Origin of the sequence: Salipiger bermudensis, assembly GCF_020171625.1 — a bacterium.
Taxonomy (GTDB): Bacteria; Pseudomonadota; Alphaproteobacteria; order Rhodobacterales; family Rhodobacteraceae; genus Salipiger; species Salipiger bermudensis_B.
On the sequence record NZ_JAIUZY010000006.1, the window covers coordinates 127,847 to 147,476 of the forward strand.

The following is a 19,630-nucleotide window of genomic DNA, read 5'->3' on the forward strand; positions in this document are numbered from 1 at the left end:
AGTGCGATCCCGGGTTGAGCCCGGAGGTGCCCGACGTAGCGTCATCGCTGGCACCCGGCGGCATGAATCTGATCTGCGGGACCTACGCGTTGCGGGTCGCCCACAGGGGCGCCGACCGGGGGATCTGCTTTGACCGTGGAGAGGACGGCGAAGACGGCGCGCCGGAAGAACGTGTCACCCCGCCGAAGACCAATCGCAGCGCGCGTGTCCTGTCGCAGGCCACCGGCCACTGGCAGCCAGAGGGCGCCGATTGCGTTTCCCCCGCCGGGCGGATGGCCGCGCGCAGCCGGTCGGTTTGGTCTTGTCGAGATCCGGTCCGCCCCTTGATGCGACGGCCCGCCCCCGACCGAGCTTCCCGCCGCCAGGTCCGGGCGCGGCGTGCAACGAAAAGGGCCTCCTCGCCGGGGAGTGCGGCGAGGAGGCCCTGTTGCGGCCCGCGCGGTTCCCCTGTTCAGGCCGCGACGGCCCGCTTCGCGGTCGCCAGCTTGCCGGCGTAATCCAGCGCTGCCAGCATGTTGACGTGGTTGGCCTTGCCCGTGCCCGCGATGTCGAAGGCCGTGCCGTGATCGACCGAACAGCGGTCGATCGGCAGGCCCAGAGACACGTTCACCGCGGTGTCGAACGCGATGAGCTTGATCGGAATGTGGCCCTGATCATGATACTGCGCGATCACAAGGTCGAACGCGCCGGTATTGGCGCGGTGATAGACCGTGTCGGCCGAGATCGGCCCGGTCACATCGATGCCCTCGGCCTTGGCCATCTCGACACCCGGCGTGATCTGCAGATCGTCCTCGCGGCCGAAAAGCCCGCCCTCGCCGCAATGCGGGTTGATCCCCGCAACCGCGATGCGCGGACGCTCGATCCCCATGCGGCGCAGGTGGGTGTGGCCGGTGCGGATGGTCTCGAGCACGCGCTCGGGGGTGGCGCGGTCGATGGCGTCCTTCAGCGACACGTGGGTCGAGACGTGAAGCACGTTGAGCGTGGGCGAGGCCAGCAGCATCCACGACGACTTGCAGCCCGTGAGATGCGCAAGCATCCCGGTGTGGCCGTCATAGTGATGCCCGGCGGCATTCAGGGCTGCCTTGTTGATCGGTGCGGTGACGATGCACGAGGCCGCGCCGGAACTGGTCAGCTCGACGGCCTTCTTGATGTAGCGGAAGCAGGCCTCGCCGCAGGCATCTGACAACACACCGAAGTCTCCCGGCAGTCCCTCGGTCGGTACGTCGATGATCTGCAGCGCGGCGGCGTCGCCCGCGCCCTGCTCCCGCAGCGCGAGGTCGAGCCCGCAGGCCGTCACGGCGCGCGCCATGGTGTCGGCATCGCCGATCACCGCGTAGCGGGCGCGCTCTTTGGGCGACAGCGAGGCCATCGCCTTGACGGTGACTTCGGCGCCAACGCCGGACGGGTCGCCCATGGTGATGACGATGGGTTGCTCTGACATCTTTGTCTCTCCGGATTTGCGTGCCGCGCCCTCAGCGGGCGGCGAGCGCGTCTGCGTTCAACATGCGCGGCGGGGTCTCGCCCGCCAGCACCGCGTCGAGGCTTTCGATCACCATCAGCCCGACATTCTCGAGCGCTTCGCGTGTGTCGGCCCCGGAATGCGGGGTGAAGACGGCATTGGGATGCGAAAACACCGGGTGCGAGGTGTCGGGCGGCTCGGAGACATAGGCGTCGATGGCGACACCGCCGAGCTGACCGCTTTCCAGAGCTTTTGCCACCGCGTCGAGATCGACGACCTCGCCGCGCGCGAGGTTGATCAGCTTTGCGCCGTGCTTGATCTGTGCGAGGGTCGCCTCGTTGATCAGCGCAGCGTTGTCCGCCCCGCCGAAGACATGAAGCGAGAGGTAGTCGGATTGCGCCAGCAACGCCTCGAGCGGCAGAAACCGCACGCCATGCTCGGCGGCGAAGGCCTCATCGAGATACTTGTCGGTGGCGACCACCTGCATGCCCAGACCGCGCGCCAGCTTGGCCAGCCGCTTGCCGATATTGCCAAGCCCCACGATGCCGAGCGTCTTGCCGCCCAACTGTGTGCCGATGCGGCGATCCCAGCCGCCGGCGGTCACCGATGCGTGGCCCTGCGGGATCCAGCGCGCCATGGAAAACATCAGCCCCACCGCGAGTTCGGCAACCGCGTCGGCATTGGCCGCGGGGGTGTTGCAGACCGGCAACCCGGCGCCGGTGCAGGCGGGGATATCGATATTGTCGACCCCGACGCCATGCTTGACCACCGCGCGCAGCCTGCCGCCTTGCGCCAGCGTCTCGGGTGTCACCGGCACAAGGCCAACCACCAGCGCGTCGGCGCGAGCGATATGCTCCGAAAGGCCGCCATCGGGTTTGCCAGGATCGGCGCAGGTGATGAACTCCCAGCCGCGCTCGGCGATCAGGTCAGGCACCCGGCCATGCTTTCCGAAGCCCGGCGAGGTGCTGACGATGACGGGTTTGCCAGCCATCAGAGCAGCTCGTATGTCTTGAGGATCGCCTCGATCTGCTTGTCCTGCTCGGGATCGGGCAGCAGCGCCGGCTGGCGCGAGGCGCCGACCGACGGATCCATCACCCAAAGCGCCCGCTTCACCAGCGCCGGCGGGTATCCGAGCTTGTAGAGATCGGTGCGGAAGCTGCCATAGGTCTTCTGCGCCTTCGCGGCGCCCGCCTCGTCACCGGCATTGAAGCACGACACGATCTTGGCGAGCACCTCGGGCATGACGTTGCCAAGCCCGGAGATCGCGCCCTTGGCGCCGTTCTGGAAGGCCCAGTGCACGAGGTGGTCGGGGCCGGAATAGACGTCGAAGCCCTCTTCCTCGCGGCCCACCGCCATGTACTGCTCGAGGGTGTCCTGCGCGCCGCCCGAGTCCTTGATGCCAGCGATGTTCGGGTGCTTCGCCAGCACCCGCGCGGTCTCGGGCTCGATATGGTTCTGGGTGCGGGCGGGAATGTCATAGAGATAGACCGGCGTCGACACGGCGTCGGCGACTGTGGTGAAGTGGCGCACCAGCCCGTCCTGCGTGCAGGCGATGAAGAAAGGCGTGATCACCGCGATGCCATCCACGCCGATCCGGTCGAATTCCTTGGCCAGCGCCACGGTTTCGAAGGTGGCGGGCATGCCGGCGTTGACGATGACCTTGGCGCGGCCATCGACCTCGGCGACGACCTCCTCGGTCAGCCTCACCTTCTCATCAAAGGTCAGCGCCGAGAAATCGCCATTGGTGCCGGCGCACATGATGTTGTTGCCAGCGGCCACCTGGCGGCGCACCTGCGCGCGTGTGGCCTCGTAGTTGATCGTCTCGTCGTCGTTGAAACAGGTGACGAGGGCGACAAAGGCCTCTTTCTGCGAACTCATGCGAGGGCTCCTTGGTCAGATGTTTTGCGCGGCGCGCCGGCGCTGGATCGCGCGGGAGAGGAAAGGCCAGCCGGCGGAAAGCACGGTCAGGGCGAGGAACAGCAGCGTGATCGGCGTCGAGATGAAGGCGAGCACGTTGTCGTCGTTCTGCAGCAGACCGCGGCGAAGGTTGGATTCGAGCAACGGGCCGAGGATCAGCGCGATGCAAAGCGCCGCTTGGCTGAAGCCGAACTTGTTCATGCCCCACCCCAGTACGCCAAAGCCCACCATGGTGTAGAGATCGACCGGGTTCAGGTTGATCGAGAAAGCGCCGATGAAGCAGAAGACCACGATCGACATGGCCAGAAGGCGCCGCGGGATCATCAGGATGCGGCTGAACAGCGGGATCAGGGCCATGCCGAAGATGAACATGAAGATCGTCGCGATGAAGGTGCCGCCGAACATGCCCACGACCACGTCGGGGTTGGTCTGGAACAGCATCGGTCCCGGCGCGAGGCCCTGGATCAGCAGACCGCCCATCAGCACCGCGGTCACCACGTCACCGGGGATGCCGAGCGCCAGAAGCGGGATCAGGGCCGAAGCGCAGACCGCGTTGTTGGCGGATTCCGTGGCGGCGATGCCGGGCGCGTAGCCGGTGCCGAATTTCTCCGGCGTCTTCGACGCACGGCGCGTCTCGTTGTAGGAGATCCACGAGGCCGTGCCCGAGCCGGTGCCCGGAATGATGCCGATCAGCGTGCCGATGAGCGAGCCGCGGATCAGCGCACCGCGGCTCTCCTTCATGTCTGCGCGGCTTGGCCAACGGCCCGAGACGGTCTTGATCGGCTCCTCGTCGGCGGCGATGCGCTCCATCTGGGTGAAGACCTCCGAGAGCGCGAAGAGGCCGATGAGGGCGGGGGTGAAGGCGAAGCCCGAGGCAAAGCCCTGTATCCCGAACGTATAGCGCATTACCCCCGAGATCGGGTCGGCGCCGACGGTGGAGATCAGGATGCCCAGCAGTCCCGAGATCGCGCCCTTGAGCAGATCACCCGAGAGCGAGGCGATGATGGTCAGGCCGAAGAGCGCCAGCGCGAAATATTCCGGTGCGCCGAATTCGAGCGCGATCCCGGCAAGCTGCGGCGCCAGCGTGGCCAGCACGATGGCGGCGATCAGGCCGCCGATGGTCGATGCGATGGTCGCCATGCCGAGCGCCTTGCCGGCCTCGCCACGCTGCGCCATCGGGTAGCCGTCGAGCACCGTCGCCGCCGAGGCTGGGGTGCCCGGCGTGCGCAGCAGGATCGACGAGACGCAGCCGCCATAGATGCCGCCGATATAGATGCCGATCAGCATGTTCAGACCCATCACCGGGGTCATGCCGAAGGTCAGCGGGATCAGCAGCGCCACGCCCATGGTCGCGGTCAGGCCCGGCAACGCGCCGATGACGAGCCCGCCCAGCGTGCCGGCGGCGATGGTCAGCAGCACCTGCAGATCGAGAAGCGGGGTAAGAAAGGCGATGGAATCCATGACGGTCCTGAAGCTCTGTCCTGCGGCCGCGCGCGGCGGGCCATCCGTGTGTCAGAGCAGGGCGCCGTCGCGCCATGCCCCGGTGTGAGGCGCCCTAGGGCGCGCATGGGATCAGTTGTTCATGCCCAGCATGTCGAGCTTTTTGAGCACAGACTTGGTGGTCTCCATGTCCTTGCGGGCACGGGCCTCGAACTCTTCGCCATTCTCGTATGTGACGAACTCGCCCATGTCGGTCAGTGTCTTGACGAACTCCTCGTCGGTGGCGACCTTTTCGACCGCGTCACGCAGCCAGGCCACCGTCGCCTCGTCCATGCCCTTGGGGCCGATCAGGCCTTTCCACGACGACCAGGTGAAATCGACACCCTTCTCGACCGCGGTGGGGGTATCGGGGAACAGGTCGATGCGCTCGTCTTCCATGACGAAGAGCGGGGTCATCTGGCCGGCCTCGGAGGCGGCCTTTGCCTCGGCGGGCGATGCCACCATGGCGTCGATATGGCCGCCGATGCAGGCGGTGCGGGCCTCGGACGAGCCGTTGAACGGCACCGACTCGATGGAGATGCCGGCGGCGTCGGCAAAGGCTTCGGCCGAGATCTGGTTGGCCCCGCCGGCGCCCGAGTTGCCGACCTGCGGCGCATCGGACTTGGCGTATTCGATGAAGGCATCATAGTCCGCGAAAGGCGCGTCGGCACAGGCCACCATGACCTGCAGAGAGCGGGCGTAGAGACCGATGAACTCGACATCGTCGAGCTGGTAATCGGTGCCGCCGATCAGCGGTTTGATGACCAGCGGGCCCTGCGCGCCGGCGCCCAGAGTGTAGCCGTCGGGGCGGGCGTTGATCGCCGCCGAGGAACCGATGCCGCCGCCGCCGCCGGGCTGGTTGCGCACCACCATCTGGGCGTCGAAGGCGCGCTCAAAAGCGTCGGCCACGACCCGCATCGAAAGGTCGGTGGAGCCGCCGGCCGAATATGGCACGACCACCTGGATCGGGCGCTGCGGGTAGTCCGCCGCCAGCGCGCCAGTGGCTGCGATTGCCGCGGTTGCGGCGCCGAGAAGTGCTGTCTTGAACATGAAGTGTCCTCCCTTCAGATTGGTTAAACAGAACGTGAGATCAGGGCAGCCACACCGAGAGCAGCTCGGTGAAGCCGAAATAGATCGCGAGGGTCATGCCGACCGGGAACAAGACCACCAGCAGCCAGTTGCGCTCGCCCAGAAGCAGCAGGCCTAGGATGAAGGCCACGATGGTCGAGGGCAGGTAGCCCACCGGCATGAAGGCCGCGGCATAGCCGATCATCACCAGCGTGAAGGCGGCCATCGACAGCAGCACCGTCTTGCCCGGCAGCGTGATTTCGGTCTTCGGGTCGGCCTCGGCGCGCAGGGCGCGGATGATCAGAAGCACCGCCAGCAGCGCAATCAGCGCGGTGACGAGCCACGGGACAAAGCTCGGCCCGGCGACGCCCGGGTTGAAGCCCTGCTTGATATAGGTCGCGCGCCAGCCGGCAAAGCCGCACAGCGCCAGCAATCCGCCACCGATCCAAAGATCCGCCCTTGCTTCCCGAACGATCATCGCAGGTCCTCCTCGCGCCGGGGAAGGCAGACACGCCGCCTCCCGAGTCTTGTCGGCCAAGATGACGACAACTTGACAACCTGTCAATTGGCGAATCCATTTTCTTTGAGTTGCCGATATATCGGGCGTTGGTATGCAGGTCGCCCTCTGAGAGAGGGGGCCCACTTGCAGGTTTAAAGCGCTGATTTTGCTATACCTATAAGAGCACAGTACAAAATTGCTTACCGTCTGTCCGCGCATGTTGAGGCAGAAAGCAGTGTGACTTACCATTTGACAACTTGTAAATTTTGCATCAGTCCTGACGCTGAATTCGCGGTGCATGCCCCGGCTGCGCCGACCCAGACCAGCGGCGGGGCGCGGTTTTTGCCCCGAGGAGGATTTCGCGATGCACAACCTGACGACCCCCATCGAATTGCGCCGTCCGGCGCTTGTTCACTACGGCTGCGGCACGCTCGCGAAGCTCGCCGAGTGGGTCGCAGCCGAGGGCTACAGCACGCCCTTCGTGGTCGCCGACCCGATCAACGCCGCCCGCCTCGAGGCGCTCGGCCTCGGCGCCGTCTCCTGTTTCGGCGCGGTCGTGCCCGAGCCCGGCACCGACAACCTGAACCGGGCGGTCGCGGCAGCAGGCAATGCCGATCTGGTGATCGGTTTCGGCGGTGGCTCGGCGATGGACCTTGCCAAGCTCGTCGCGGTGATGATGGGACAGGACAAGCCGCTGTCCGAAATCAGCGGCCCCAACCGCGCCCCTGCTCGCAAGGTCGGGTTGGTGCAGATCCCGACCACGGCGGGCACCGGGTCAGAGGTCGGCACCCGCGCGCTGGTGACCGATCCGGAAACCAACAGCAAGATCGCCACGGAAAGTCCCCACATGCTCGCCGATCTGGCGATCATCGACCCCGATCTCACCATGACCGTGCCGCCGCATGTCACCGCCGCCACCGGTGTCGATGCCATGGCCCATTGCGCCGAGGCCTTCACCTCCAAGCGCGCGCATCCGCTGATCGACGCCTACGCGCTGCAGGGGATCGAACTGGTGGGAAAATACCTCAAGCGCGCTGTCGATGATGGCGATGATGCCGAGGCGCGCGCGGGCCTCTCGCTGGCGGCGTTCTACGGCGGCGTCTGCCTCGGCCCGGTGAACACCACCGCAGGCCACGCCCTGAGCTACCCGCTCGGCACCCGCTACAAGCTCCCGCATGGCATCGCCAACGCTTTGATCTTCCCTCATGTTCTGGCCGCCAACGCCGAGGTGCGCCCCGAGAAGACGGCCCGCATCGCCAGCGCGCTCGGATTCGACAGCGGCAGCGAGGATGCGGTCCGCGCCGGTGCCACTGCCTTCTGTGAAGCGCTCAGCCTCGACATGCGGCTGCGCGCGCACGGTGTGACCGAAGACAGCCTGCGCGCAATGGCCGAGGAGGCCCACGGCATCCGCCGGCTGTTGGACTGGAACCCGCGCGATCTCTCGGTGGACGAGATCGAGGCGATCTACCGCCGCGCGTTCTGAGCGCCATGCCGCCGCGCGTTCATATCGTTGCCGATGACCTGACCGGAGCGCTCGACAGCGCGGCGACATTCGCTCAGCGGGGTGCCCGGGTGCGGGTGGCCTGCACGCCTGCGGATTTCGCGACGGCGTTGGCCTCCGGGGCCGATGTGATCGCGGTGGCGACGGGCACACGTGACGGCAGCGAGGCGGACGCGGTCGCGAAAGCGCGCATCGTGGCGCAAGCGCTGGAGGGGCGCGACGGGCTGCTCTTCAAGAAGATCGACAGCCGGCTCAAGGGCCATATCGCCGCCGAGCTCGACGCGCTGGTCCCGGCCGGCGCCTCGCTTCTGGTCAACCCGTCCATTCCGGCGCTTGGACGCTTTTGCAGCGATGGCGCGGTCACCGGCGCCGGCGTCGAGGCGCGCATTGACGTGGCCGAGCGGATCGGCCGCGCGGTGACTGTGCCGGACACGCCCGACCAGGCGTCGATCGATGCGCAGTTGCCTGAAAAACTGGAAGAAACGACCTTTGTCGGTGCGGCGGGCCTGGCCGAGGCGCTCGCTCGCCGGCTCTGGCCGGCGCCGCAGATGCGCGCCCTGCCCCGCCCCGGGCTGCCGGCGCTGCTCGCCATCGGCTCGCGCGATCCGGTGACCTCGGCGCAGATCGACGCGCTTGGCGATGTGCCGCTGGCCGAGGCGCCGAACGGCGCCTGCCCGATTCTGCCCGACGTGCCTCTGCTGCTCCTGCGCATGACGCAAGGCGCCAAGGCCATCGATGGCGCACAGGCGGGGGCGGCCTTTGCCGAAACCGTCGCCCGCGCCCATGCCCAACTGCGTCCGGCTACGCTCTTTGCCTGTGGTGGAGAAAGTGCCGCGGCATTGCTGGCGCGGCTGCAGATCAGCGAGCTCGACGTCCTGGGAGAGATCCTCCCCGGCGTGCCGGTGGCGCGCTGCGCCAATGGCTCGCCGATGCTGCTGATCACCAAATCCGGCGGGTTCGGTCCGCCGGACACTCTTGTCAAACTTGTAAAATTCCTCGTCAATGGCTAAGCCCAGAGGGTGACAGGGAGCCAACCCCCAAAGATGCCGACCGGGAAGACGAAATCCAGAATGCCGCTGGCCGACAAGGTCTATCATTCGCTGCATACGCGCATCGCGAATGGCGACTACCCCGCCAATGTGAAACTGCCCGCCGAGGTCCAACTCGCCGAGGAGTTTGGCGTATCGCGCCCGGTGCTGCGCTCGGCGCTGGAGCGGCTGCGCGAGGACGGGCTGGTGGTGTCGCGCCAAGGCGCCGGCAGCTTCGTGCGCGCCACCCAGCCACAGGTGCCGCTTGGCTTTGCCAAGGTCGAGACGCTGGCCGACATACAGCGCTGCTACGAGTTCCGCATCAACCTCGAGACCGAGGCCGCCGCCCTTGCTGCCGAGCGGCGCAACGATACCGCGCTTGGCGAGATCGAGCAGGCGCTCGACCTGCTGCGCGCCGCCACCGGCACGCTGCAGCACCGCGAAGACGCGGATTTCATGTTCCACAGCGCCGTCTCGCAGGCCTCGAACAACCAGTATTTCGAGGCCACGTTCCGGGCGCTGCGGGACCACGTGAACGTGGGTATGAAGCTGCATGGCGAGTCGCTGATGAATGACGGTCGCAAGGGCCTCGAAGAGGTTCTGGCCGAGCACACGGCGATCTTCGAGGCGATCCGCGCGCGCGCCCCGGACGAGGCCCGCCGCGAAATGCGCAACCACCTGCAGCACTCGCGCGACCGCCTGTTCGGCGGCAGCGTGCTCGATCTCAGGATGCCCGAGGCTGGCTGAGAGTGGCGGCCAAGCGGATCATCTGCCTTGGTCGCCCTCGATCTACGGAGACCCTGTCAATATGACGCCTGTTCGCGCACTAAGCCTCCTTGTCGCACTCAGTGCGGTCAATCTGGCCCTGATGATCCCGGGTGGATTTGTCGAAACCCGAACGTTTCCGGGGTATAGCGTCGCGGTCCTTGCGGCCTTCAACATCTTCCTCACCTGCCTCGGCATCGGAAGTCTGGTGCTGAGCTATCGCATGCTTCGCACCGGCCATGCGGGGCTGTCCCCGGTCGTCGCAGGCGTTGCTTATGTCGCGGTCTATGCCCTCGATCTTGCCCATATCTTCCCGATCGCGAAGGAGCCTATGTCAACGACGTTGGCCGCGATGGAGTGGGTCGGGACCATACTCGGTCTGGCGGTGATTGGTATTGGCGTGTGGCTGGCGCTTTCGAATGATGAAGCGGCCGTGAGCGGACCGATCCCTTCGCGCGCCCTCTTGCTCACACTGGGCAGCGCTGGCGTGTTGATCGTTGTCTTCGCGACCCTGTCGGCGATGTAACCTCTGGATCGCAGACGCGCTGTCGCGTCAGTTCGCCGCCGAAATAGTCGCCGGGCCGGAATCCAGTTCGTCGATATTTCGCGAAGTCAGCGAAGGTCTCCAAGGACCCCTTAGTAACTCATGCTGCGCATGATTTGCCGCGTGGATGCAGCTGGCGCTTCAAGCGTTTCATGTGATCTGGGGCGCACCAATGTCTTTGGTCCGGATTTCGGAACAGGGCCTTTGGGAGCGATTTATGTGTTGCGAAGGACCGTTTCGCTAAGGCTTAATCACTTGAGGGCCTGCGGCGAAGTCGACAGCTCGGATCTGGCTTGGAGTGCCACTGTCCCCGGACGTCGTCTCTTTCCGGACCCGCAGCGGGTGTCGCTTGTTTGATGCGTGACGTCGCGATGCTGACGGTCTGCGTGATCGAGCGATCTAAGCCGCAGTCACGTCGCGAAAATGAAAGGATACCGAAGATGTCGTTCCGGACCTACTTTGCTATCGCTTTTTTTGCTATCGGTCTCGCGCTCCCGGTCGCCGCTCAGGAACCTGTTGTCGTCCAGCCCTTCGCGGGGTCGGAATTGGCCCGACCCCAATACGCCGTCGACTTTGATGTTTTGGGATACTTCACGGCCCTCGACGGCGACGTGGCTGAGACTGCCGAAATCGAGGGTCAGCTTCGGTCCGGCCTCTATTCCTGGCCCGAGGGCAAAGCTCCTATCGAGATCGAGCGCAGCTTCGAAACCGCGCTCGACGCGGCCGGCTTCGATATCCTCGTCGATACCGGCCTGCCGGAGTTTTCCGATGAGCAGAGCGCCATCAAGGCCCTGCAGGACACCAACCGGATCGGTCAGCGCGGCTTCAGCATCGCCGGGCAACAAGTGACCGTGTTTCCGGGGCATTACATCTCGGCCAAGCGGACAGAGGCGGGGCAGACGACCGTATTCACACTGACCATCAGCAGCAACCGACGCATCTACATGACCGAGGAAATCACGACCGCCGGCATGGAGGAAGGCACGGTAGATGTCAGCGCTAAGGCCCTGACCGCTGAAATCGAGGAAGCGGGAAAGGCGATCCTCTACGGCGTGCAGTTCGACACCGGCAGCGCGGTGATCCGGCCCTCATCGGCCGCTTCGCTCGAGGCCATCGCCGAGGTGCTTACGCAGCGCAATGGTCGCTTTTATGTCGTCGGCCACACGGATGACACCGGGGGATTCGATCTTAACATGACCCTCTCGGCCAACCGCGCGGCAGCCATCGTTTCGGCCCTGGTCCAGGACTATGGAATAGGCACGGGACGTCTTCAGGCCGGTGGCGTCGGCCCCCTCGCCCCGCTCGCCTCAAACGAAAACGAAGCGGGGCGCCAGTTGAACCGTCGGGTGGAGCTGGTGGAGATGTTGGCGGAGTAGCGGCCGCTGTCTCCTTTCCAATGCTCGACTGTACCGTCTGGACGTTTCGCAATACCCCTCACGAGCCCTGGCCGACTGAAGCGATCCCGCGACGGCGGCTTGCGTGAGCCCCAGCGCGAGGTCAGGCGCGGAGGTTCTCGATGACGACGCCGAGCATCTCGATCAGACGGGCGCGGTCCGTTTCGGACAGCCCCTCGGTCATCCGCGCCTCGTGCGCGGCGGCCTCGCGACTCAGCTCCTCGACAACCTGCCCCCCCTTCTCCGTCAGCCAGACCCCCTTGGCGCGGCGGTCCTCGGGGATCGGGCCGCGCTCGAGGATGCCGTCCTTTTCCAGCCGGTCCAGAATGGTGACGAGGCTGGACTTCTGCAGGCCGACCGCCTCGGCCAGTTTGTTCTGGGGCTGCCCTGGGTTCGCCGAGACGAGGCTCAGAAGCCCAAGATACCGCGGCGCAACGCCCTGATCCAGATGGGTTTCCTCGAAGTTCCGGTAGGCGAGGATCTGGGCGAGGCGCAGCCGATAGCCGAGGGAGCGATCCAGCGGACCCGATCGCAGGGGGCTGTCCTTTGCCTCGGCGGCCTCCGATGCAGAGCTATCGTGCATTCTCCCCACTCCTTTTGTTGACAGGCTTCGTCCTGCCTATATAGTTCGACATCGAACGATACTGCTTCGAACTATACGAAGCGGATCCTACTTTGCCCGGTCGGAGGGGGCCGGGCAAGCAGGGACTGGGAGGAGGACGCGATGTCAGATCGCGACGTTGCGTGGTGGCCCGCCATCGCCGGAGAGCCGTTGCTGGACACCACCCTTGGTGACTTTCTCGACGCGCAGGCCGCGCGCTTCGGGGACCGTCCCGCCGCGGTGGTGGTCGACACGGGTACGGGCACCGACATACACTGGAGCTATGCGCAGCTGGCCGCGTCCAGCGCCCGGCTGGCGCGGGGCCTCATGGGCTGGGGCGTGCGCCGCGGCGATCATGTGGCCGTGATGAGCCCCAACCGGGCGGAGTGGATTCAGCTCGAATACGCGCTGGCGCAGATCGGCGCCGTGCTGGTCACGGTCAACCCGGCGCTGCAGGAGCGCGAGCTGGCCTACCTGCTGTCACAGGGGCGGGTGACCCACCTGATCTACGCCGACGCCTTCCGCACCCAGGACATCGCGGGGCTCGTGACGACCCTGCTGGACGGGGCCGGGCCCTCCGGCCAGGGGCATCTCGTCAGCACGCACTTTCCTGATTTGCGCGGTCTTTGCGCCCTCGACCCCGACCGGCGCGGGCTTCGCGCCCGCGACCGTACGGCGGCCATCGCCCTGCCCTTCGACGCGCTCGAGGGGCTGGCGGACGAGGTCTCCGAAGTGGACTACAGAAGCCGTCGCGCAGCGTTGCGCCCGGACGACATTCTGCAGATCCAGTACACCAGCGGCACCACCGGCAAGCCCAAGGGGGCGACGCTCACGCATCGCTCGACGCTGAACAACGCGCGGCTCATGGCCGCGCGCGCCGGCTTCCGCGCTGAGGATGTTCTGCTGAGCGCGATGCCGCTGTTTCATACCGCGGGCTGCGTCTGCAACGTGATGGGGATGCTTGCGAGCGGTGGCTGCGTGGTGCTGCTCGACGGCTTCGAGCCGGGCGCGATGCTCGCGCAGTGGGAGCGCCACGGCGCGACGGTGATCAACGGCGTGCCGACGATGTATAGCCGCATGTTGGACCATCCGGAGTTCGCGCACCGCCGCACCGACAGCCTGCGTCTCGCCTTCATGGGCGGCACCGGCATTCCGCCGAGCCTGATGCAGCGGGTCTGCGAGGCGACCGGGGCCGAGCCGATGATCATCATGGGCATGACCGAATGCAGCCCGATCATCACGCAGACCGACCCCAGCGACCCGATCGCGCAACGCTATGCGACGGCGGGCACGCCGCTGCCGCACACCGAGATCCGCATCATCGACCCCGAGACCGGCGCCTCGGCCCGGTGGGGCGAGAAGGGCGAGCTCTGCATTCGCGGCTACCTGCTGACGGCGGGGTATTTCGACATGCCCGAAAAGACCGCCGAGACCATCGACGCCGAGGGCTGGCTGCACAGCGGCGATCTGGCCGTGCTGCAGCGCTCGGGGCACCTGCAGATCGTCGGCCGGCTGAAGGACATGATCATCCGCGGAGGCGAGAATGTCTTCCCCGTGGAGATCGAGGAGTTCCTGCTGGAGCATCCGGAGATCAGCCAGGCGCAGGTCGTGGGCGTGCCGGATCCCGACCTTGGCGAGGAGATCTTCGCCTTCGTGCTGCCCGCGCGCGACGCCGCGATCACCTGCGAGGACATCCAGACCCTCTGCCGGGCCAAGCTGGCCCGCCACAAACTGCCGAAATACGTGCATGTGCTTGACGCCTTCCCGATGACCCCGAACGGGAAGATTCAGAAATACACCCTGCGCGACATGGCGCGCGACCTGATCAAGGAGGACGCCCGGACATGAGTGCAGACATGCCCCTGCTGTTTAAAAAGACCGACGGGATAGCGGTGCTGACGTTCAACCGGCCGCAGGCCCGGAACGCGATCAGCCCCGAGCTCGCCTGCCGTCTGGCCGATGCCTTCGCCGAGATCGCCGAGGACGCCTCGGTCCGAGTGGTGATCCTCACCGGGGCAGGCGACAAGGCGTTCTGCAGCGGCGGCGATCTCGCGCTGACCCTGCCGCTGATGACCGGCGCGCGCCAGCCCGAGACCCCGTGGGATCACCGCCTGCTGAATGAGCCGGAGGTCATGGACCGCTCGGCGCTGCGCGGGTTCGAGCTCAACAAGCCGGTGATCGCGGCGATCAACGGCCCCTGCATGGCGGGGGGGGTGGAGACGGTGCTGGCCACCGATATCCGCATCGCCGCCGAGCAGGCGACCTTCGCGCTGCCGGAAGTGCGGCGCGGGCTCATTCCCTTTGCCGGCTCGCTGGTGCGCCTGCCCCGGCAGATCCCGCAGTGCCTTGCGATGGAGATGTTGCTGACCGGCGAGGCGATCTCGGCGGAGCAGGCCCTCGCTGCCGGGATGATCAACCGCATCGTGCCGCAGGAAGAGCTGATGGAAGCCGCCTGGGAACTGGCCCGGCGCATCGCCGCCAACGGCCCCGTGGCGGTGCAGGAGGTGAAGCGCACCGTGCTCGCGGCAAGCGGCGTGACGCTCGAGGAGGGCTACCGGATGGAAGACGCGGCCAAGGCGCGGGTCATGGCCTCGGAGGACGCGCGGGAGGGACCGCGCGCCTTCATGGAAAAGCGGCCCGCCGTGTTCCGGGGGGTCTGAGCATGTCGATCAGCCTTTCCGGACAGGTCTTCGTGGTCACCGGCGCCGGTCGGGGCATCGGCCGCGCGATCGCCATGGCCCTCGTCGCCGCCGGTGCCGCGGTGGTGGTCAACGATGTCGATGCCGACACCGCAGAGGCCGTGGTCGCCGAGATCCAAGCCGCCGGTGGCACAGCCGCCAGCGCCGTCGCCGCCATCGGCGATACCGACGCCGCCGAGCTGTGCCTCGCCACGGCGCTCGACCGCTTCGGGCGCATCGACGGGCTGGTGGCCAATGCCGGCGTGCTGCGCGACGCCATCCTGTGGAAGGTGACGGACGAGGATTTCGACCTCGTGCTGCGCACCCATCTGCGCGGCGCGGTGACCTGCGGTCGGGCCGTGGCGCGCCATTTCCGCGAGCGCGGCGCCGGCGGGGCGATCATCCTCGTCTCCTCGCTCGCCGGGCAGCGCGGCAATGTCGGCCAGACCGCCTACGCCGCCGCCAAGGCCGGCGTCGCGGCGCTGGCCCGCACGTGGTCGATGGAGCTGTCGCGCGCCGGGGTCAGCGTCAACGCCATCGTGCCAACCGCGCTGACCCGCATGGTGGCGACGATCCCCGGCCTCGGAGAGGCGGTCGAGGCCGCCGAGCGCGGCGAGCCGATCCCGCACCGTTTGCGCCACGAGCTCGGGCTCGGCACTGCCGAGGATGTCGCGCCGCTTGCGGTGTTCCTTGCCTCCGAGCAGGGCCGGACGATCACCGGCCAGTGCATCGGCATCGGCGGCGACCGGCTGTCGCTGTGGAGCCACCCGCAGGAGATCGCCCTCTGCCACAGGGACGGCGGCTGGAGCGCCGAGACCATCGCAGGGGCCTGGGACACAGAGCTCGCCCCGCACCGCCAATCGGTCGGGATCGCGCAGAAGACCTGATCCGGCCCTTGGCCGCACGAGAGTTTCAATGGGAGGAGAAACCATGACCCCGAAGACCACCGCCACGTTCGTCGCCTGCACCGCGCTCGTCGCGCTCGCGGGCGGCGCGCAAGCCGACACCGCCCTGCGTCTGGCCCACTGGCTGCCGCCCAGCCATTCGCTGCAGACCACCGGCTTCGAGCCCTGGACGCAATCGATCTCGGAGGCCTCGGGCGGCAAGATCAGCTTCTCGATTTTCCCGGCCCAGCAGCTCGGCTCGGCGACGGATCACTACGACCTCGCCCGCGACGGCATCGCTGACATCAGCTATGTCGCGCCGAGCTACCAGCCCGGTCGCTTCCCGATCATCTCGCTCGCCGAGCACCCGTTCATGGTGACCAATAGCATCGAGGGCTCTGCCGCCTTCAATGACTGGTACATGCAATACGCCGCGCAGGAGATGCCCGACGTGCACATCTGCATGGCCTTCATGCAGGACCCCGGCACGCTGCACACGGTCGAGCCGATGACCCTTCCGAGCGACCTGCAGGGCAAGAGCCTGCGCCCCGCCAACGCGGTCATGGGCTCGATGATCTCGCTGCTCGGCGGCGCCAGCGTTCAGGTTCCGGCGCCCGAGGCGCGCGAGGTCATCGCCCGCGGCGCCGCCGAAGGCATCACCTTCCCCTGGGACAGCGTCTACCTCTTCGGGATCGACAAGGAGACCAAGTTCCACGTCGATTTCCCGCTCTATACCACCGTCTTCGTGATGGCGATGAACAAGGGCAGCTACGAGGCGATGCCCGAGGACGAGCGCGCGGTGATCGATGCGCATTGCACCTCGGAATGGGCGCAGAAAATCGGCTCTGGCTGGTCAGAGCAGGAGCAGTCCGGCCGGGTCAAGGCGATGGAGGACACCGCGCACACGGTCCACACGCCCACCGAGGAGGAACTCGCGGCGTGGCGCGAGGCCACCGCGCCGCTGATGGACGCCTGGCGCGAGGAGGTCTCGGCCAAGGGTCACGACGCCGCCGCCATCGAGGCCAGCTTCCGAGACCACCTGAGCTCGGCCGACGCCCTGTTCGAATGACCTGCCCCCGCTCCGCGCGCAGAGCGCGGGGCGGCCCCCTCCCCTGCCCGGAGTTACGCCCATGCCCGCCACGAGCGCCCTGATGCGCCGCACGGCCGCGGCGGTCGAGACGGTTGCCGCGCTCTGTCTCGCCGCGGTGACGATCATCGTCTTCGTCTCGGCCCTCGGCAGATACCTGTTCGCGACCCCGATCCCGGACGCCTTCGACCTCTCGCGCCTGCTGCTCGGCCTCGCGGTGGCCTGGGGCTATGCCGTGCTCGGCTTCCGCGGCGGCCATATCTGCGTCGACCTGCTGGTCGAGGCGCTGCCCGCGCGCCCGCGCCGGCTGGTCGAGGCGTTCGCGCAGGCGATGCTGCTGCTCTTCACGGCGCTGCTGGCGTGGAAGGTCTTCGGGCGTGTCGCCAGTGCCTTTGCCTCGCAGGAGGCGACCTTCGATCTGCGGCTGCCGACCTGGCCGCTGCTCGGGGCGATCTGGCTCGGGCTTGCGGTGGCGGTGCTGACCACCTTCGCCGGGCTGGTCCGGCTGCTGGCCGGGCAGAACCTGCACGATCTCGATCCCGAGGAGCATGGCTATGAGTGAAGCCGATTTCGTCGCCGTCGCCGGCTTCGTGGCGCTGTTCGGGCTGATGGCCCTGCGCGTTCCGGTGGGCATCGCCATGGGGCTCGTCGGAGTGGGCGGATTCGCCCAGATCGCCGGCTGGGGCCCGGCCCTGAACCAGCTGGCGATCTCGCCGCTGCGCACGATCACCGATTACAACACCTCGCTGATCCCGATGTTCATCCTGATGGGGGTGTTCGCCACCCGCTCGGGGATCTCGGGCGAGCTCTTCGGCGCGGCCCGGGCCTGGGTCGGCCACCTGAGGGGCGGGCTCGGCCTTGCCACCATCTCTGCCTGCTCCGGGTTCGCGGCGATCTCGGGCTCTTCGGTTGCGACCGCGGCCACGATGAGCCGCGTCGCCCTGCCCGAGATGCGCCGCGCCGGTTACCGCGACGAGCTGGCGACCGGGGTCATCGCCTCGGGCGGGACGCTCGGCATCCTGATCCCGCCCTCGGTGGTTCTGGCGATCTACGGCTACATCACGCAGCAGGACATCGGCACGCTGTTCATCGCCGGCGTGGTGCCGGGCCTTCTCGCGGTGGCGATGTATCTCGGGGTGGTGTGGCTGATCGCCGGCAAGCAGGCCACGCGTGGCGCGCGCATGGATCTGCGCGCCCGCCTCGTCGCGCTGCGCGGCATCTGGGCCGTGGTGCTGCTGTTCGTCGCGGTGGTCGGCGGCATCTACGCCGGGGTCGTGACCCCGACCGAGGCCGCGGCGGCGGGCGCTTTCCTCACCGGGCTCATCGGGGTGCTGCGCGGCAAGCTCGGGCTGCGCGAGCTGCGCACCTGTCTGGTCGAGGCGCTGCGCACCGCCGTGTCGATCTACACCATCCTGATCGGCGCGATTCTGTTCAGCTATTTCCTCGCGATCACACAGACGCCGCAGAAGATCACCGCCTGGCTCACCGGGCTCGATCTCGGCGCCTATCCGACGCTCGCGCTGATCCTGCTGTTCTTCCTCTTCATGGGCTGCATCCTCGATGCCATGGCGATGATCATCCTGCTGGTGCCGATCGTCTACCCGGTCGTCATGTCGCTCGGCTTCGATCCGATCTGGTTCGGCATCATCATCGTCATGACGGTCGAGCTTGGCATGATCACCCCGCCCATCGGCATGAATGTCTACGTGATCAACGCGGTGATCCGCGACACTAAGCTCATCACGATCTTTCGTGGCGTGATGCCCTTCGTCGCCGTCGATCTCCTGCGGCTGGTGCTGCTCGCCGCGATCCCGGCGATCACGCTGTGGCTGCCGCAGACCATGAACTGACCCGCCGGAGACGGGAGCGGGCGGCGATGCGCCGCCTGCCCCCGGCCTGCGCCGCTATGACATGCGCCGGATATGTTTCCCGCGCCGAACCGGGCGGTGCGAGGGCTGGCGTGTCTGCGCGGGTCCGTGGAGAGAATAGCGCTCTAAAGCGTGGGTTGACTGCCGCGACACGCTTGAGTGTCTGGCACCTGTTGGCTCAGGTCACGCCCCTGATCTGCAACTCGGCGACCTCGTGCGCCATCGCCTCTTGGGTCTCGGGGCGTTCATCCGGGCGCGGGCGGTACCAGATCGCCATCCAGTTGACGGCCCCGAGAATGCCCTTCACCGCAAGAGAGACATCGGCGGTCTCGCGCACGCTTCCGTCGGCCTGCCCTTCACGGAAGACCTGCACGAAAAGCTGTTCGAACTGGTGCCGGACATCCATCAACTCGTTGAGAATGACCCGCTGCTCGGGGGTGGTGGCGCTTAGCCTGTGCAGGTGCACGCCCTGCACGACGACAGCCTCGTAGGCGACATTCTGCATCATGGTCAGGGCGTGGGCCTCGACCATCCGCTGAAGCTTTTCGCGGCCCGTGCCGCCTGCGTCGATCGCGGCGGTCACGGCATCCATCAGGCGCGTCATGCCCTCGCGATGAACCTCGAAGAAGAGGTCCGTCTTTGACCGGAAGTAGTGGTAGATCCGACCCTTCGTCGCGCCGAGACGGCGGGCCACATCGTCGATGCTGGTGCCTTGGAAACCCATCTCGGTGAAGCAAAGCGCTGCGCAATCAAGGATTTCGACGACGCTTTCGACAAGGTTGCCCGACTCTTCGTGGCCGCGGATCCTTGATGCCCACTCGCGATGAATGCCTTCGTTCGCCACCCGGTGCCCTCCGG

The 19,630-nt window shown here is 66.9% G+C and carries 19 protein-coding genes; 11 read left to right on the top strand and 8 right to left on the bottom strand.

Going from position 1 to position 19,630, the window contains the following annotated elements:
* Positions 1–451 precede the first annotated feature (451 nt).
* The 6 genes from pdxA to LCM15_RS12605 all read right to left on the bottom strand — a co-directional run bounded on the left by pdxA (position 452) and on the right by LCM15_RS12605 (position 6,401).
* A complete protein-coding gene (pdxA, locus tag LCM15_RS12580; protein ID WP_224856890.1) occupies positions 452–1,441 on the bottom strand; it encodes a 4-hydroxythreonine-4-phosphate dehydrogenase PdxA in 990 nt (329 codons plus the stop codon).
* A gap of 31 nt (positions 1,442–1,472) precedes the next feature.
* Complete coding sequence (locus tag LCM15_RS12585; protein WP_224856892.1) at positions 1,473–2,450, bottom strand: phosphoglycerate dehydrogenase; 978 nt, start codon at positions 2,448–2,450, stop codon at positions 1,473–1,475.
* Entirely contained in the window at positions 2,450–3,337 is an 888-nt protein-coding gene (locus LCM15_RS12590) for a dihydrodipicolinate synthase family protein (protein WP_224856894.1), read from the bottom strand. The genes LCM15_RS12585 and LCM15_RS12590 overlap by 1 nt, the downstream gene beginning before the upstream one ends.
* A gap of 15 nt (positions 3,338–3,352) precedes the next feature.
* Complete coding sequence (locus tag LCM15_RS12595) at positions 3,353–4,837, bottom strand: tripartite tricarboxylate transporter permease (protein ID WP_224856896.1); 1,485 nt, start codon at positions 4,835–4,837, stop codon at positions 3,353–3,355.
* A 111-nt stretch (positions 4,838–4,948) separates the two neighbouring features.
* On the bottom strand, positions 4,949–5,905 hold the full coding sequence (locus LCM15_RS12600) for a tripartite tricarboxylate transporter substrate binding protein (protein WP_224856898.1): 957 nt from the start codon (positions 5,903–5,905) through the stop codon (positions 4,949–4,951).
* Between the two features lie 40 nt (positions 5,906–5,945).
* Entirely contained in the window at positions 5,946–6,401 is a 456-nt protein-coding gene (locus LCM15_RS12605; RefSeq protein ID WP_224856900.1) for a tripartite tricarboxylate transporter TctB family protein, read from the bottom strand.
* A 385-nt stretch (positions 6,402–6,786) separates the two neighbouring features.
* Between LCM15_RS12605 and LCM15_RS12610 the strand changes: the two genes are divergently transcribed.
* The 5 genes from LCM15_RS12610 (at position 6,787) to LCM15_RS12630 (ending at position 11,636) form a co-directional block, all read left to right on the top strand.
* Complete coding sequence (locus LCM15_RS12610) at positions 6,787–7,905, top strand: iron-containing alcohol dehydrogenase (protein WP_224856902.1); 1,119 nt, start codon at positions 6,787–6,789, stop codon at positions 7,903–7,905.
* Positions 7,906–7,910: 5 nt separating this feature from the next.
* Positions 7,911–8,933: a four-carbon acid sugar kinase family protein gene (locus tag LCM15_RS12615; protein WP_224856904.1), complete on the top strand. Its 1,023-nt coding sequence runs from the start codon at positions 7,911–7,913 to the stop codon at positions 8,931–8,933.
* Between the two features lie 33 nt (positions 8,934–8,966).
* Positions 8,967–9,698 carry a FadR/GntR family transcriptional regulator gene (locus LCM15_RS12620; protein WP_224856906.1) on the top strand — a complete coding sequence of 244 codons (732 nt, stop codon included), beginning with the start codon at positions 8,967–8,969 and terminating at the stop codon, positions 9,696–9,698.
* A 61-nt stretch (positions 9,699–9,759) separates the two neighbouring features.
* Positions 9,760–10,242, top strand: a complete 483-nt coding sequence (locus tag LCM15_RS12625) for a hypothetical protein (protein WP_224856908.1) — start codon at positions 9,760–9,762, stop codon at positions 10,240–10,242.
* Positions 10,243–10,700: 458 nt separating this feature from the next.
* Positions 10,701–11,636 (top strand): OmpA family protein, encoded by a 936-nt coding sequence (locus tag LCM15_RS12630; protein WP_224856910.1) that lies wholly within the window; start codon positions 10,701–10,703, stop codon positions 11,634–11,636.
* A gap of 121 nt (positions 11,637–11,757) precedes the next feature.
* On the opposite strand, the gene LCM15_RS12635 is transcribed toward LCM15_RS12630, so the two are convergent.
* Complete coding sequence (locus LCM15_RS12635; RefSeq protein WP_224856912.1) at positions 11,758–12,237, bottom strand: MarR family winged helix-turn-helix transcriptional regulator; 480 nt, start codon at positions 12,235–12,237, stop codon at positions 11,758–11,760.
* 141 nt (positions 12,238–12,378) lie between these two features.
* On the opposite strand from LCM15_RS12635, the gene LCM15_RS12640 reads away from it, so the two are divergent.
* The 6 genes from LCM15_RS12640 (at position 12,379) to LCM15_RS12665 (ending at position 18,754) form a co-directional block, all read left to right on the top strand.
* Complete coding sequence (locus LCM15_RS12640) at positions 12,379–14,103, top strand: AMP-binding protein (RefSeq protein WP_224856914.1); 1,725 nt, start codon at positions 12,379–12,381, stop codon at positions 14,101–14,103.
* Positions 14,100–14,915, top strand: a complete 816-nt coding sequence (locus tag LCM15_RS12645; protein WP_224856916.1) for an enoyl-CoA hydratase/isomerase family protein — start codon at positions 14,100–14,102, stop codon at positions 14,913–14,915. The genes LCM15_RS12640 and LCM15_RS12645 overlap by 4 nt, the downstream gene beginning before the upstream one ends.
* Positions 14,916–14,917: 2 nt before the next feature.
* The gene (locus LCM15_RS12650) at positions 14,918–15,820 is read left to right on the top strand and encodes an SDR family NAD(P)-dependent oxidoreductase (protein WP_224856918.1); all 903 of its coding nucleotides are present in this window, start codon (positions 14,918–14,920) and stop codon (positions 15,818–15,820) included.
* 43 nt (positions 15,821–15,863) lie between these two features.
* Entirely contained in the window at positions 15,864–16,886 is a 1,023-nt protein-coding gene (locus LCM15_RS12655) for a TRAP transporter substrate-binding protein (protein ID WP_224856920.1), read from the top strand.
* Positions 16,887–16,947: 61 nt separating this feature from the next.
* On the top strand, positions 16,948–17,466 hold the full coding sequence (locus tag LCM15_RS12660; RefSeq protein WP_224856922.1) for a TRAP transporter small permease: 519 nt from the start codon (positions 16,948–16,950) through the stop codon (positions 17,464–17,466).
* Positions 17,459–18,754 (top strand): TRAP transporter large permease, encoded by a 1,296-nt coding sequence (locus tag LCM15_RS12665; RefSeq protein ID WP_224856924.1) that lies wholly within the window; start codon positions 17,459–17,461, stop codon positions 18,752–18,754. The genes LCM15_RS12660 and LCM15_RS12665 overlap by 8 nt, the downstream gene beginning before the upstream one ends.
* Positions 18,755–18,950: 196 nt before the next feature.
* Here LCM15_RS12665 and LCM15_RS22850 read toward each other — a convergent pair whose 3' ends face one another.
* Entirely contained in the window at positions 18,951–19,616 is a 666-nt protein-coding gene (locus LCM15_RS22850) for a TetR/AcrR family transcriptional regulator (protein WP_224856926.1), read from the bottom strand.
* Between the last annotated feature and the right edge of the window lie 14 nt (positions 19,617–19,630).